The 14,005-nt window shown below is 63.7% G+C and carries 14 protein-coding genes and 1 pseudogene; 6 read left to right on the top strand and 9 right to left on the bottom strand.

Annotation, left to right across the window (positions count from 1 at the left end):
• Nucleotides 1–430: 430 nt before the first annotated feature.
• Nucleotides 431–2,731: an NADP-dependent malic enzyme gene (locus tag ACN8ZM_RS28160; protein WP_089453713.1), complete on the bottom strand. Its 2,301-nt coding sequence runs from the start codon at nucleotides 2,729–2,731 to the stop codon at nucleotides 431–433.
• Nucleotides 2,732–2,868: 137 nt separating this feature from the next.
• Between ACN8ZM_RS28160 and ACN8ZM_RS28165 the strand changes: the two genes are divergently transcribed.
• A complete protein-coding gene (locus tag ACN8ZM_RS28165) occupies nucleotides 2,869–3,840 on the top strand; it encodes a LysR substrate-binding domain-containing protein (protein ID WP_043178498.1) in 972 nt (323 codons plus the stop codon).
• A gap of 69 nt (nucleotides 3,841–3,909) precedes the next feature.
• On the opposite strand, the gene ACN8ZM_RS28170 is transcribed toward ACN8ZM_RS28165, so the two are convergent.
• Together ACN8ZM_RS28170 and ACN8ZM_RS28175 are read right to left on the bottom strand one after the other, a co-directional pair.
• On the bottom strand, nucleotides 3,910–4,611 hold the full coding sequence (locus ACN8ZM_RS28170) for a hypothetical protein (RefSeq protein WP_420211369.1): 702 nt from the start codon (nucleotides 4,609–4,611) through the stop codon (nucleotides 3,910–3,912).
• Nucleotides 4,612–4,697: 86 nt separating this feature from the next.
• A complete protein-coding gene (locus ACN8ZM_RS28175; protein WP_420212682.1) occupies nucleotides 4,698–6,590 on the bottom strand; it encodes an SAM-dependent methyltransferase in 1,893 nt (630 codons plus the stop codon).
• A gap of 245 nt (nucleotides 6,591–6,835) precedes the next feature.
• Between ACN8ZM_RS28175 and ACN8ZM_RS28180 the strand changes: the two genes are divergently transcribed.
• Nucleotides 6,836–7,177: a hypothetical protein gene (locus tag ACN8ZM_RS28180; RefSeq protein WP_420211370.1), complete on the top strand. Its 342-nt coding sequence runs from the start codon at nucleotides 6,836–6,838 to the stop codon at nucleotides 7,175–7,177.
• 120 nt (nucleotides 7,178–7,297) lie between these two features.
• Here ACN8ZM_RS28180 and ACN8ZM_RS28185 read toward each other — a convergent pair whose 3' ends face one another.
• From ACN8ZM_RS28185 to ACN8ZM_RS28195, 3 genes are all read right to left on the bottom strand, one after another.
• On the bottom strand, nucleotides 7,298–7,852 hold the full coding sequence (locus ACN8ZM_RS28185; RefSeq protein WP_420211371.1) for a hypothetical protein: 555 nt from the start codon (nucleotides 7,850–7,852) through the stop codon (nucleotides 7,298–7,300).
• 170 nt (nucleotides 7,853–8,022) lie between these two features.
• Entirely contained in the window at nucleotides 8,023–8,229 is a 207-nt protein-coding gene (locus ACN8ZM_RS28190; RefSeq protein WP_205822146.1) for a hypothetical protein, read from the bottom strand.
• Nucleotides 8,230–8,304: 75 nt separating this feature from the next.
• The gene (locus ACN8ZM_RS28195) at nucleotides 8,305–8,679 is read right to left on the bottom strand and encodes a VOC family protein (RefSeq protein WP_043178503.1); all 375 of its coding nucleotides are present in this window, start codon (nucleotides 8,677–8,679) and stop codon (nucleotides 8,305–8,307) included.
• A 185-nt stretch (nucleotides 8,680–8,864) separates the two neighbouring features.
• Here ACN8ZM_RS28195 and ACN8ZM_RS28200 point away from each other — a divergent pair, with 185 nt between their 5' ends.
• Nucleotides 8,865–9,506 (top strand): hypothetical protein, encoded by a 642-nt coding sequence (locus ACN8ZM_RS28200; protein ID WP_420211372.1) that lies wholly within the window; start codon nucleotides 8,865–8,867, stop codon nucleotides 9,504–9,506.
• 291 nt (nucleotides 9,507–9,797) lie between these two features.
• Here the strand turns inward: ACN8ZM_RS28200 and ACN8ZM_RS28205 are convergent, their stop codons facing one another.
• Together ACN8ZM_RS28205 and ACN8ZM_RS28210 are read right to left on the bottom strand one after the other, a co-directional pair.
• Nucleotides 9,798–10,712 (bottom strand): alpha/beta hydrolase, encoded by a 915-nt coding sequence (locus ACN8ZM_RS28205; protein WP_420211373.1) that lies wholly within the window; start codon nucleotides 10,710–10,712, stop codon nucleotides 9,798–9,800.
• An 87-nt stretch (nucleotides 10,713–10,799) separates the two neighbouring features.
• Entirely contained in the window at nucleotides 10,800–11,666 is an 867-nt protein-coding gene (locus tag ACN8ZM_RS28210; RefSeq protein WP_080741427.1) for an AraC family transcriptional regulator, read from the bottom strand.
• A 268-nt stretch (nucleotides 11,667–11,934) separates the two neighbouring features.
• Between ACN8ZM_RS28210 and ACN8ZM_RS28215 the strand changes: the two genes are divergently transcribed.
• From ACN8ZM_RS28215 to ACN8ZM_RS28225, 3 genes are all read left to right on the top strand, one after another.
• Complete coding sequence (locus ACN8ZM_RS28215; protein ID WP_420211374.1) at nucleotides 11,935–12,393, top strand: GNAT family N-acetyltransferase; 459 nt, start codon at nucleotides 11,935–11,937, stop codon at nucleotides 12,391–12,393.
• A 224-nt stretch (nucleotides 12,394–12,617) separates the two neighbouring features.
• Nucleotides 12,618–13,043, top strand: a complete 426-nt coding sequence (locus ACN8ZM_RS28220; protein ID WP_043178510.1) for a hypothetical protein — start codon at nucleotides 12,618–12,620, stop codon at nucleotides 13,041–13,043.
• A gap of 74 nt (nucleotides 13,044–13,117) precedes the next feature.
• The gene (locus ACN8ZM_RS28225) at nucleotides 13,118–13,660 is read left to right on the top strand and encodes a hypothetical protein (RefSeq protein ID WP_043178512.1); all 543 of its coding nucleotides are present in this window, start codon (nucleotides 13,118–13,120) and stop codon (nucleotides 13,658–13,660) included.
• Between the two features lie 129 nt (nucleotides 13,661–13,789).
• On the opposite strand, the pseudogene ACN8ZM_RS28230 reads toward ACN8ZM_RS28225, so the two are convergent.
• A pseudogene (locus tag ACN8ZM_RS28230) lies at nucleotides 13,790–13,969 on the bottom strand (GNAT family N-acetyltransferase); the annotation flags it as partial.
• Nucleotides 13,970–14,005 lie beyond the last annotated feature (36 nt).

Raw genomic sequence — 14,005 nt, forward strand, 5'->3', positions numbered from 1 at the left:
GCCGTACTCCCGGATAGCGCGCGCTGCGCACGGGAAATTCGGCGAATTTCCCCCTCTTTGATGCCGTGCCAGTCGGCCTTGCCCGCATATCGATCGCGAGATTCGTATCGGGGCTCTATTGACGCTCAGCCAGGAATTAAGCGGCTCGCGCTTTCTCGCCCTCGGCGCCACCTATCCCATCGTCATTTCGATTGGAGAAGTGCAAGAAATGGGAAAATCAGGCGTCGTTTCACGATCTTGTAATAAACGGCACTCGTCAAGATCGCCATAAGGATATGAACAACGCCGATCCCGCCTGTGATCGCATTGACGAACCCGAACGCCGTTTCGACCCACGCCGCGCGACACGACGAGTTCGAATCGATAACAAATGGGGCGGGTTCCCCGAACGACACCACGCCCGGTCAACCCGCCCCCTTTCTGCACCGACTCAGGCACCCGTGTTGCGATTCGCCTCAATCACCGTCAGCGCCGCCATATTCACGATCCGCCGCACCGTCGAGCTCGACGTCAGAATGTTCACCGGCGCATTGACGCCCAGCAGGAACGGCCCCACCGCCACATTGCTGCCCGCCTCGGTCTTGAGCAGGTTGTACGCAATATTCCCCGCATCCACGTTCGGGCATACGAGCAGGTTGGCCGCCCCCTTCAGCGGCGACATCGGCAGCAGCCTCGACCGCAAGCCCTCGTCGAGCGCACAGTCGCCATGCATCTCGCCGTCCGCCTCGATATCCGGCGCCTGCTCCCGGACGATCTCCAGCGCCCGACGCATCTTCACGCCCGAAGCCGCACTGCCCGACCCGAAGTTCGAGCGCGACAGCAACGCCGCCTTCGGCGTCAGATTCAGCCACTCCATCTGACGTGCCGCGGCAATCGTGAATTCCGCGATCTGCTCCGCATCGGGGTTGTCGTTGACGTGCGTATCCACCAGCGCGACCGTCCGCTGATCGAGCAACAGGATGTTCATCGCCGCATACGTGGACGCACCCGGCTTCTTCCCGATCACCTCGTCGACGAACCGCAGGTGGTTGTGATACTCGCCCACCGTCCCGCAAATCATCCCGTCCGCATCGCCGAGCCGCACCATCATCGCGCCGATCAGCGTCAGGCGGCGGCGCATCTCGACCCGCGCCATTTCCTTCGAGATGCCGTCCCGACACCGCAGTTCCCAGTACGTCGTCCAGTATTGCGGGAACCGCTCGTCATACTCGGGGTTCGTCACCTCGACATCCTGCCCGAGCCGGATCCGCAAGCCGAAGCGCTCGATGCGCGCCAGCAGCACTTCCGGGCGCCCGACCAGGATCGGACGCGCCAGCTTCTCGTCGACGATCACCTGCACCGCGCGGAGCACGCGCTCGTCCTCGCCTTCGGTAAAGACGATCCGCGCCTTGCCACCGTCGCGCACCAGCTGGCGCGCCGTCGCGAACAGCGGCTTCATGAACGCGCCGGAGTGGTAGACGAATTGCTGCAGTTGCTCGACGTACGCGTCGAGATCGGTCAGCGGGCGCTTCGCCACGCCGCCTTCCATCGCCGCCTTGGCCACGGCCGGCGCGATGCGGACGATCAGGCGCGGGTCGAACGGCTTCGGAATCAGGTATTGCGCGCCGAACGCCACGTCGTACGCACCATAGGCGGCCGCAACGACTTCGTTCTGCTCTTCCTCGGCCAGCCCCGCGATCGCGTGAACCGCGGCGATCTCCATTTCGCGGGTGATCGTCGTCGCACCCACGTCCAGCGCACCGCGGAAGATGTACGGGAAGCAGAGGACGTTGTTGACCTGGTTCGGGTAGTCCGAGCGGCCCGTCGCGATCACGACGTCGTCGCGCGTCGCATGCGCCAGTTCCGGGAAGATTTCCGGCGTGGGATTGGCCAGCGCAAGAATCAGCGGGCGCGGCGCCATCTCTTTCAGCATGTCGGCGGTCAGGATGCCGCCGACCGACAGGCCCAGGAACACGTCCGCGCCGCCGATCACTTCCGCGAGCTTGCGCGCGTCGGTTTCCTGCGCAAAGCGCGACTTGGCCGGGTCCATCAGCGCAGTGCGGCCGCGATAGACGACGCCTTCGATGTCGGTCACCCAGACGTTCTCAACCGGCAGCCCGAGGTCGACCAGCAGGTCCAGGCAGGCCAGCGCGGCGGCGCCGGCCCCCGACGTCACGACCTTCACCTCCGAAATCGACTTCCCGACGACCTTCAGCCCGTTGATGAACGCGGCGGAGACGGTGATGGCGGTGCCGTGCTGATCGTCGTGGAAGACCGGAATCTTCATGCGATCGCGCAGCTTCTGCTCGACCGTGAAGCACTCGGGCGCCTTGATGTCCTCGAGGTTGATGCCGCCGAAGGTCGGCTCGAGACCGGCGATGATGTCGACCAGCTTGTCCGGATCGGTTTCGTTGATCTCGATGTCGAACACGTCGATCCCCGCGAACTTCTTGAACAGCACGGCCTTGCCTTCCATGACCGGCTTGGACGCGAGCGGGCCGATGTTGCCCAGACCCAGCACGGCCGTGCCGTTCGTGATCACGCCCACCAGATTGCCGCGGCTCGTGAAACGGTGCGCCTGCAGCGGATCGGCGGCGATGGCTTCGCACACGCCCGCCACGCCCGGCGTGTAGGCCAGCGCGAGATCGCGCTGGGTCACGAGCGGCTTGCTGGCGACGACCGAGATCTTTCCCGGGGTCGGAAATTCGTGATAGTCGAACGCGGCCTGCTGCTGTGTCTCTGTCTGTTTCATGTTTTTCCGATCCGGGCACGGGCGCCAGGCCAGTCCCGGCGCGATCCATGAAGGTGATTCTAGGGATCCGCCATAAGGTGATGATTCTGTTTTAATATCGGCCCATCACTTTTTCATGATGAATACATGACCAGTCAATGACTTTTGACGCAAACGACGTGGTCAGGCGGCTGGGCGCGCGCCTGAAGATGCGGCACCTGGTGCTGTTGTTGCAGATCCAGCAGCACGGATCGCTGACGCGCGTCGCGGAGCACATGGCCAGCAGCCAGCCGGCCGTGACGAACGCGTTGTCCGAGCTGGAGAGCATGTTCGGCACGCCGCTGTTCGAGCGCTCGTCGCGCGGCATGCGGCCCACCGCGCTCGGCGCGGTCGTGCTCGAGCGGGCGAAGGCGATGATCAAGGATCTCGACCACCTCGCCCGCGAAATGGAGGCCGTCGCCGCCGGGCATGCAGCTCACCTGCACATCGGCGTGATTCCGTTCATTTCCGGACAGATGCTGTCGGCGGCGCTCAAGCGGCTGCAAGCGCGCATGGAGCGGCGCGTGACCGTGACGATTCACGAAGGCACCAGCGATCAGCTCCTGCTGCAGCTCAGGGACCACAGCGTCGACATCGTGATCGGGCGGGCGTCGTCGGCGATCGATCTGGGCCAGGTCTCCTTCGAGGTGCTGTACCAGCAGCAGCCGCGCATGATCGCGAGCCGGCGTCTGGCCGCGAAACTGGCCCGCACCGCGCTCGACTGGCACAAGCTGCACGCGCTCGACTGGATTCTCGGCGCACCGCATACGCCGATGCGGGAACAGGTGACCGACCTGTTCCTGTCGGCCGGCATCCCGCCGCCCGTTCCGATCGTCGAAAGCTATTCGTCGAAGCTGATCGGCGAGATGATCGCGTCGAGCGACGAGGCCGTCTCGATCGTGCCTGCCGATATCGCGGAAGAACTGGTGCGGTTCGCCGGCGTGGCGATCGTGCCGTACTCGCTGGTGTGGACGCTCCCGCCGATCGCGCTGTTTACCCGCGCCGCCGATTCGCGCGCGCCGGCGCGCGATCTGCTCGTGGACGCGCTGCGCGAGGTGTGCAGGGAGACGTACGGCGAAGCGCAGCGATGAGGGTTCGCGCGCCGGGTCCGCCGAAAGCCGTCACGTGCTTCGACGGATACCGGGCCGCCCCGTAGCAGGCTACTGGCTGGCGGCGAGGCGCCGCAGAATTTCCGCACGCTCGGCGGTCAGCACATGATCCGAGCCCTCGCCGCGGTCATAGCGCTTGGTCGTCCGGTAGGAAAACCGCTTCCTGTACTGGCTGGTGGCGGGATCGAACACCCACGCATCGACGACGAACAGGTGCGCCTCGAAATGACTCTCGCCGTCGCCCCACAGGTAATCGGCTCGAACGAACACCGGATAGGGCGACACGTCCGGCACCTTCCACATCGCGCGGTCGGCCAGCTCCGTCTGGGTGACTTTCGGCATCAGGTTCTCGATCTTGCCGTTCGCGCCATAACGTAATATCGCCACGCGCTCCAGCATCCCGCTGCCACCGCCGAAGAACATCCCCGAGAAAAACACCCACGAGCCGCCCGACGCAATCGGCAACCGTTCGGATCGCGGCTTCAGACCGAACTGGTATTGATACTCCGTCGAGCCATCGGGAAGTGGCGCGGGCGGCATTTCGAAGCACGGCGCGCGATCGGGGAGCACGCAGAGTTTCACGCCGGACAACGGGAACCCCTCGTTGTCCAGCCGGCCCTCCGCCTGGGCGAAACGCGGGAATGCGAGTTCGCTGGATGCGGCTTGAGCCCCTGCGATGCCAGCAATGGAAATGCTCAAGATCACGCCGAGCCGCTTGAAAACCCTGCGCATGCACCTGCCCCCTTCTCTCATGTTTTGTCAGGCGCGAATTGTCGATGATCCGGCCGCGTCTGTCGAATGAACGGGTGCGGCCGGCGACGCGCGCCGGCCAACACACATCAGACGGTGGCCAGCACCAGACGCCCCGGCGACGCGCCGATATGCAGCCCGTCGGAACGATTCGCGAGATAACGCTGGTTCAACTCGTCCGGCGTCCAGGTGTTGCTGTGGCTGAAGCCCAGCGCAGCCAGCCGCCCGGTCAGCTCGGCGGGTTCGAAGAAGCTCTTCCACGGTTCGCCACGCTCGGCGAAGCGCGCCATCATCTGCTCCACCGCGATACGCACGATCGGCGACAGGCTCGACAGCGGGACCACATATTCGAGTAGAACCTCGCTGCCTTTGGCGCAGCCGGCGATGAAGCGCAGCGTCTCGACGACCGCGGCCTCGTCGAGATACATCGTCACGCCCAGCCAGCTGAACAGCGCCGGCGCATCGGCATCGAAACCGGCGCGCGCCAGCCCCTCCGCGAGACCGACGCGCTCGAAGTCGACCGGCACGAACTGCAGCGACGGTGGCACCGCGATGCCGGCCTCGCGCAAGCGGGCCTGCTTCCACGCCTGCGTCGCCGGCAGGTCGACCTCGAACACGCGTCCCGGCGCATCGGGTCGCCGGTATGCGCTGGTATCGAGCCCCGCGCCGAGCACCACGTACTGGCGGGTGCCGCGTTCGATCGCATCGGCCCAGACGTCGTCGGCCAGCCGGCTGCGTACGACCACCGTGCTGCGCATGCCCACGGTCATCGGCTGGCGGAACTTGTCGAGGTTGTCGCGCAACGCTTGCGCCTCGGCCGTGCCGAGGACGGTCAGCGCGACCGGATCGTCGAGCACCAGCGGCCGGTCGAGCAACTGGTGCGCGGCCCGCTGCGTGGCCACCATCAATGCGCTCGGCTTGGGGCCGGCGTTCACCGGTGTCGTGTCGTGGCCGACGATATGCGCCCGGTTCAGATAGGCGAGCAACGCATCGTCGAGGCCGATGCCCAGTTGCAGATCCGGTTCACGCATCATCGCATCGCGCACGCGTGCTTCCAGCGCCGCGTCGTCGCCGCAGAAGCTGTCGAGAAACAGCTGCTGCCAGCGCTTGACGACGGCCTGCACCGGTGCAGCGCCGGCGTCGACGCCCGCATCCAGGTGCGCTCTCAGCTCGACCACCAGTGCCGGCCACGCCCGATGCTTCATCGCGGCGAACTGGCGCCGCCGCACTTCGTCGGCCTGAGCCGGATCGAGGTATTTCGCGAGCAGCGCACAGCGCGCGTGCATGAACGCTTCGTCGATCCATGCCAGCATCTCCGCCGTGATGCCGACGATTTGCGGGGCCCGCGGCTCGTCGAGCTGCATCGTCATCAGCTTGGTCGCGAGCGTCGGGTCGTTGCGGGTCATCCGGACCACGAGCCGGATCCAGCGCCACGCCAGTGCATGGGCGGCCTCGCTGTCGGCCGGCAGCGCCTGCTGCCGGGCAATGCGGACTTCGTCGATCAGTTCGAGCCAGGATGGATCCGTCGGCGCGATCGTATCCGGCCCGGATGCCAGCAGCGCATCGAGTTCGTCGTCATCAAGGTGTTTTTGCATCATGTTCATCAACTCCAGAGCGTTCAGCCAGTCGGTCGCCGTGGTCTCGTCGCCGGCGGCGATCATGTCCACGATGTATTGCAGGTGACGACTGAGGCGCTGCGCGCGCGATGCCTGCACGTCGAGTTCCGCAATCTGGCGCCGCAGAAGCTGGAGCGGCGAACCGGCGAGTTGACCATCGAGGCTGGCCTTGATGTCCGGCAGCGAATACCCGAACCGCTTCAGCGCCTCGATCCGATGCAGCCGGACGAGGTCGTCCCGCCCATACAGGCGCGCGCCGCCGTCCGTGCGCTGCGACGGTGACAGCAGCCCGATTGCATCGTAGTGATGCAGGGCCCGGACGCTCAGTCCCGCCTGCTTCGCCAGATCGCCGATTTTCAGTCGCATTTTTTCCCAGTAGTCGGTGTCGACCATAAAAGCTGACGTAGCGTCAGGTGCAAGTGAAATCGAAGGGATTGTGTGTGCGGCTGGAAGACGTCGGGGCCATCTGCCGGGTCTTCGCGCAAACCTGCCGCGAATGTGTGCGGCGGCGTTCCCGGAATCTTGTCGACGAAGCCCGATCATGCCGAACACGGGAGAAGGAAGAGATATGCTTCAATCGTCTGTCTTTCGCCATGATTCAGGGGGTTCCGTTGAGGCGACGCTACGAAGCGGCATTCATTCTCCCGCTACCGAATGAAAAGCGGCTAACCGACGATGGCTGGGAGTTCAGTGCCGATACCCGTCTGCCCGAGGCCACCCGAATCTTCCTCGCGACGACGCTCGGGATGCAGCCACTCGAACGGTTCGCCGGCGAACAACACTTCGTGAGTCCGGAAGTTGATGCATCCGCGCTTGAGGACGACAGCGGCGCGATCGAGTTGGTGCATATCAAGCTGTACGACATGCGCGCCGAACACCTTTTGAAGATGTTTGACGCCAGTTCGCTTGCGGCGACCACGGAGCTGTTTTTCCCGCCATCGTGGAAGAAATAGACCATTCATCCGGCCGCTACGCCAGCGGCCAGCCTGAAGTCGCACGCTGGAATCCACGCGAACACGGCCCCGCACAAACGCGTCCCGTTGCAGTCGTGTTGGCGAGGAAAACCACGTCGATCACGGCTTCTTGCAAAAAAACTTTGCGTCGTCCGGGTCGATCTTGACGGGATATTCACGCTCGATCAGCGCCCGTTCCGCGTCGCTCGGGTTTCCGAGCCACTTTGTCTCGCAGCGGTACAGCAGACGCCCGGCCGTGCGACGTGATTGTTCATCGTAAAGCAGGGCAACATTCGTCACGTTGCACTGGTGGGCCTGGCAAATGTGATAAAGCCATTCGCGAGACTCACCGATTTGCCACAGGGTCCCTTCCGTCGCGGGACCGCTCAGCAAGCGCTTTCGAATCGTTTTCGAATCCTGGCCGGCCAGATTCAGGAAACGGTCGAATGCGGCCGATACCGTCCGGCCGATCGCCGTATCGAATTGATCCCCGTCCGGACCGACGAGATTGAAGATCTCCGTTTTATATCCGGAGCTTGCCGGCGTGATGTTCTTCGGCACCGACGCTTCGGCGTGAGCCTGGCAGTGGTATGCCAACGGGAAAAATAAAACCGCCCGCAAAAGTACGGCCCGTGCCCGCAAGGAGAACACGCCCGCACCGCTGTCGGCGCGCATCCCGTTACCGCGATTTCTCGTCATTCTTTTACGCTGCCTTTCCACTACTGATTGACACGCCAGACACCGAAACCCGGCGCCTGCTCCTGACCGCTCGCGCTCCGACGCGTACCGCGCGCCCACGCCGACAACGTTTTGCACGCCATGCGTCAGCGTGATTTTCCTGAACGCTAACCAAGGGATAAGTAAATTCCGGTACCGGCATCACCGATGAACAAGAGCGCAATGAGGAGGCAGGCAACTCGCCACACACCGCGCAGGCGAGTCGCCCCGAAATACAATCCCACCACGCCGACACAAAGCGTCACGGGCCAGTATTCCATGCCGGTTCCAAGCACAATGAGATAAAAAGGCCAATCAATGGTGATTTCACTCATCCGGGAATGCTCGGTTGCGTGCGTGGCGCATGCGTTCGCTCATGGTCTGAATGACAGCGATCAGTCGCCCGACGCTCACCCCTCCGCCCGATGACACACCACCTCGATATTGTGCCCATCCGGCCCGATGACGAACGCCGCGTAGTAATTCGCGTGATAGTGCGGCCGCAGCCCCGGCGCGCCATTGTCCTTCCCGCCTGACTCCAGCGCCGCGCGATAGAACGCGTCGACTTGCTGCCGATGCTCGGCCACGAACGCGATGTGAAGATGCGCCGGTTTCTCCGTCGTCTGGAACAGGCACAACGAGGGCTGGCCCGGCGGAGAAATCTCGATGCCGTACGAAGGCTCGCCCTCCCCCTGCACCACTACGCCAAGCGGTTCCAGCGCGTTCAGGAAAAACGCCTTGCTGGCTGCATAGTCGCTCACGCCGAATTTGACATGGTCAAACATGACTCCCCCTCGGATAGATGGGTCTGCCGGCACCCGGATGGAATGTGGAAATCACCGCGATGTTGCCACACGTAGCCGTCGCCGGCACCTCCGCTCGCAACCGAACAAAAAAAGCCCGACACAGTCGGGCCAACGAGCGAGATACAAGGAGACATCCCGCTCATCCCTCATCGAGCGGTCACACCGTGCTACCTGACATCATCATGATCCTGGCGACAGCCGACGATCGCGCACGGCGTTGCGACCGATCGTCGATCGACAGGCTTGCCTGGAAGGATTCGGAAAGAAACGACTACTGCGAAACCGGAGCGCCGGATGCTCCGTCCGCCGGCATCGTCGGCAACGGAACCGCCGCACTATTCGCCCCGCTGCCCGTTGCGCCGGCCGAATTCGTGGCGCCCGTCTGTCCGCGGCGGCCGCGGTGTGCGCCACGCGCGACCGGAGGCGCGCTCGCGGCAACCGGCCGTATTGGCGGATGCGCGATGTACTGGAAGTTGTCATTGATCGCGCTATTGCCCGTGTCGTACGAGCGGTGCACGAATACGCTGCTGGTCACGGGCTCGCTGGCTTGCGCGAATGCCGACGGCATGGCGGACATCATCGCGGCGGCGGCCGCCGCGCTCAACGCGGCGATCCGCACGAGCGAACCGGCATCGCGGACTGTCGGGCGTACTGTCACGCTACGTTTCCTCCAATGTGCATCCGGCCGGCGATCGTTCGGCCGCCCGCGGCGCCCGCCCGAAAAAATTGGCCCGCACTTGAACGCGCGGGCCAAACCGAGAACACAACAACAACCTTGGGGGGGTATCAAGGCGAGACCAGTCTAGCCCGAGTCGCCGGAAAGAAAATTTCAGGCCAAATTACAGCTATTACTCCATATAACGAAGCCTCGGTCGCCGTCGCGTGCGTTCAGGTGGTGACACATCGCCCATGAGGCCGTGAGCCCGCGTGCCCGTGTCACGACGGCTCGGCTTGCCGTTCGCGTGCACCGCTTCCGGCTGGCAGATTGGCGCCATCGCGCATCACGCTTTCATGTGCCCGGCAAACGCACGCACCGTCAAAACCGGCCGCGACTGTCATACAAGCCGTGGACACCGCCAACGCAGCAACGGGCCAGATCAACGCGTGCCGGCCAAATGCAGCGTGAACCATTCCACCGCCGCCTGGCTGGTTGCGTCGAAATGCTCGATATACGGCGTGAAATGCCCGCCCTTGATCTGAACCAAGCGCTTCGGCTCCAGCGCGTTACCCCACGCCTTGAGGCACAGGTCCGTGGGTGTCAGCAGATCCTGGTCGGCCACGATCATCAGCAACGGGGTGGGCGAGATGCGATCGACATACTGGCCCGGTTCGTTTTCGCGCGACATCTCGGCGCTGCGCAGCGTCACTTCGTTTTTCCAGTTCGGTGCAAACTGCGCCGCCGACTCGGTGAAGAACCGGTACGCATCCGCGCCGGCCATCGCACAGGCTATCGCGGGATCGGCACTGACTGCCGGCAACATCGCCGGCGCGCCACCCGCGAATCGCTGCCTGCGATCTTCATCGAAGCGAGCCAGCAGCGCCGGCACCAGATCGGAACGCGTGCGGCGCAAGGCCGACTGATACCCGCTGATCGTCGGCACCTGCGCCACCACGCATTTGACGCGCCGATCGATTGCCGCGACTTCGAGCACGTGGCCGCCGCTGTAGCTGGTGCCCCAGATGCCGATGCGTGCGGCGTCGACCTCGGGGCGGGTCAGCAGATAGCTGATCGCATCGCGATAGCCGCGCTTCTGTTGCACGGGGTCGATCTCCTGACGCGGGTACCCGTCGCTCGCACCGAAATTCCGGTGATCGTAGAGCAGCACGCCAAAACCGCTGGCGGCAAACACCTCGGCGTAGCGGTCCAGATATTGCTCCTTCACGCCGGAGAAACCGTGCGCCATCACGATCGCCGGATACGTCGGCGTATCGGCGAGGCGCTGCGCCGGCTCGTAGTACCAGCCTCGCAGCGTGGCGGCTTCGGACAGGAATTCGATGTCGTGTCGCGTCATGTCGGCTTACCTCAGTCGGTCAGTGGGTTCGATGACCGACACGATAAAGGCACGCGCCACGCGCCGCATGTGCTGGAAAGACGATTGCTACGCGGAATCGGACAGTTTCGCGTACGCGCTGGGCGTCATGCCGACAAACCGGCGAAACACGGTCGAGAAGGCGCTCGTGGTTTCATAGCCGAGTTCGGCCGCGACGGCGATCACCGCGCATCCGGACGCCAGCAGCGGGCGCGCGGCCGAAATCCGGGCCTGCTGCCGCCACTGGCTGAACGACAACCCGGTTTCGGCAGTGAACAGCCGGGCGAGTGTCCGGCTCGATGCACCGACTTCATCGGCCCATTCCGTCAGCGTTCGCTGATCGGCCGGATGCTCGAGCAGCGCGTCGCAGACTCGGGCAAGACGCCGGTCCTGGCCGGACGGCAGCGGCAAGGGCTGCTCCGGAGACCACTCGATCTCGGCCAGCATGAGCTGGATGACGAGATCGTCTCGTCCATCGGGATTGACCTCGACCGGGAACGACGACGCACGCACGATCAACTCGCGCAGCAGCGGCGAAACGTTGACCAGGCTCGGCTGATCCGGGGTTGCCGACCGGTACGCTCGCGGGTCGACGTAGGCGGTGCGCATTTCGAGTGGTCCGTGTGCGCGCATCGCGTGCGGCAGGTCGGGCGGAATCCAGAGTGCGCGATGCGGCGGGATCATCCACAGCGACTGACCGGCGACGACTTCGGCAATGCCCGTCGTGGTGTAGACGAGTTGCGCGCGCGGGTGCCGATGCTCGGCGACGACGAAGCCGTCGGGAAAGGCTTTCGGCATGACGGCGGCGATACCTGGCGCATGCTGGTAGTCGCGCGGATCGGTGCTCTTCGCGACGGGTGCGATACCGGCCCGCTTCGGCGCCGCCGCCGCGTCGTGCTCGATCGCTTTACCGTGGCCGCGCCGTTCGCCCTTCATCGCTCGTCCTCTCGTTTGTGCGGAATCGCCAGGTCGTGCGATCCGGGCGAATCGGACAGATGATACGGGAATGTCGGATCCCGGGAATCCCGGAAGAAAACAGTGAATCGATAGCGAGATCTCACGGCCGATTCGCTGTACCGCACACTCGATACGTCGCGCTGAATATCCGGTCTCGCCAGTTTCAGCGCAGTCTGCGCGATCTTGGAAGTTCGATTCCGTGCTGCTATCGTTGTGCACCTTGTGAAGCTTTCGGAGCGGCCGACAGATGCCCTTGATCTTGCGTCGAGCGATTGCGGCTGATGCCGCGGAGGTGGCTGAAGTCTATCTACGGTCGCGCAACACGCTGGCATCCTATGCGCCGCTCGCGCACGCCGAAGCCGCAGTCCACGATTGGGTGGCCAACGTACTTGTGCCGTCGGGCAATGTCACCGTCGCCGTGAACGATAACCGCATGGTCGGCATGGCCGCGCACGTCGTTACCGATGGCGTGGCATGGCTTGACCAGTTGTATGTGTGCCCCGAATTCAAGCGACGCGGGATTGGATCTTCCCTCCTGGAATCGGTGAAGTCGCAGACGGTGGGCATGCTCCAGCTCTATACGTTCCAGATGAATCGCGATGCTGCTGCATTTTATGAATGGCACGGGTTCGTTGCGATTGCATACAGCGACGGAAGCAGGAACGAGGAAGGTTGTCCCGATGTTTTGTATCGCTTGGCGCGGTAGCGTCGGCCCGCGTGACTCGCATCGCGTGTTCGTCATCGGCGATGATTGAAGAGATGAGACGGGAATGGTTGCCGAGGGGAAATGTGGTCAGTCAATTCAGTCCAGCCAACCATCGACAAGCGTCTTCGACACCGCCAGGTCGCTAGCAAAGCGTCTTTCGACATAGCGATTTAGAATCGCTTCCTGCTGCGATCTACAGCAGCGTGCGAACAGCCAGGAACCCAATGCATACCGTCAAGATCGCCAGGAACCGCCCGGATTTCAGATGCTTTATCGACCTGCTGTACGGGCCCCCACGGAATGTAGACACGGACGGCGACGCCTATCCGGTCCACAGCAGGCTTTGGACGCGCCTGTATCTCCGCGACAGGAAAAGCGACGCCCCGAGCGTCAAGATCGATCCGACCGACACCGATCCAGCCATCTTCACGGTTACATCGGATGCGCCAGAACTGGAAGAGTTGACCGCGCTCTATCTGTATCTCACCAGTGGCGACTCGATCAGTGCCTCGGAAAACCGGTTGGCGGCACCGGACATCGACCGGCTCAGGGAAAAACATGCTGAAGCACTTCAGCGGGCCGATCAATCCGTCTGGCACCAGTCTTCGGACGAAGACCCTTACCCGAATCAGCGCACGGCAGCCGGTTGAACATTGCCGACGTCGTGACGAAAAGTGCCTGTCCTGAAATCGCCTGACCATCCAATCTGATACCCCGATTCGCCATGAGTGACAATATCGTCTGGGTCGTCGACATCGACGCAAGCCTTGAAGAAGCACCGATCCTCGCGCAACGCGGCATCGCATGGCTGGCCGAGCAAGGCATCGTGCAAGCGGTGCCCGAAAGCGGCAATGGGCTGCACGGCGATATCTATCGTCCCGGCCCGAATGCCGGTGCGTGGTCCGAGTTCATCAATCTCGGCAACGACTGGTGTGGCGTCGGCCTCGAGACCGAACGCACGGTCTTTCATTCAGGCCCGGGGCCCAACGACGTACGTTGTCCACACTGCGGCGCGTCTCATTCACTCGATGAGGTGCCCTGGGGCGACGCAGTCGGCGCCTGGTACTCGAACGAAGCCGATGACACGCTCGCCTGCCCCGCATGCGGCGGCTCGGCACGCATCGTCGACTGGACGTTCCTCGAGCTCGACTGGGCCTTCGGCAATCTCGGATTCGGGTTCACGAACTGGTTGATCGAGCCACGTCTGGCCGTCGAACTCGGCAAGATTCTCGGGCATCGCGTCAAGATCGTGCACCACCACATCTGACGGCTTGCATCGGCGTCCCGCGCGTGACGCGATGCGCAGGAACATCCCCGCCTTGTCGGGCAGCAGCGACGGCTGGAAGCCGTAACGCTCGTAGCACTCCGGGGTCCCATGATCGGCCATCAGGCTGACATGGGCGGTCGGCAGCGCATGCTCGTGAATGTAGCCCATGCGTGCACGCATGATCAGGTCGCCTACGCCTTTCTTCTGGTGAGCGGGCAACACCGCGATATCGACGATCTCGAAGAAACAGCCGCCGTCGCCGATTACCCGGCCAACTCCGACCGGGACACGGTCGCAATGAGCGACGATGCTAAAGAAACTGCTGCGAGCCTTGCTGCTGCAGGT

Source organism: Burkholderia aenigmatica, from assembly GCF_048627025.1.
In the GTDB taxonomy this organism is placed as follows: domain Bacteria; phylum Pseudomonadota; class Gammaproteobacteria; order Burkholderiales; family Burkholderiaceae; genus Burkholderia; species Burkholderia aenigmatica.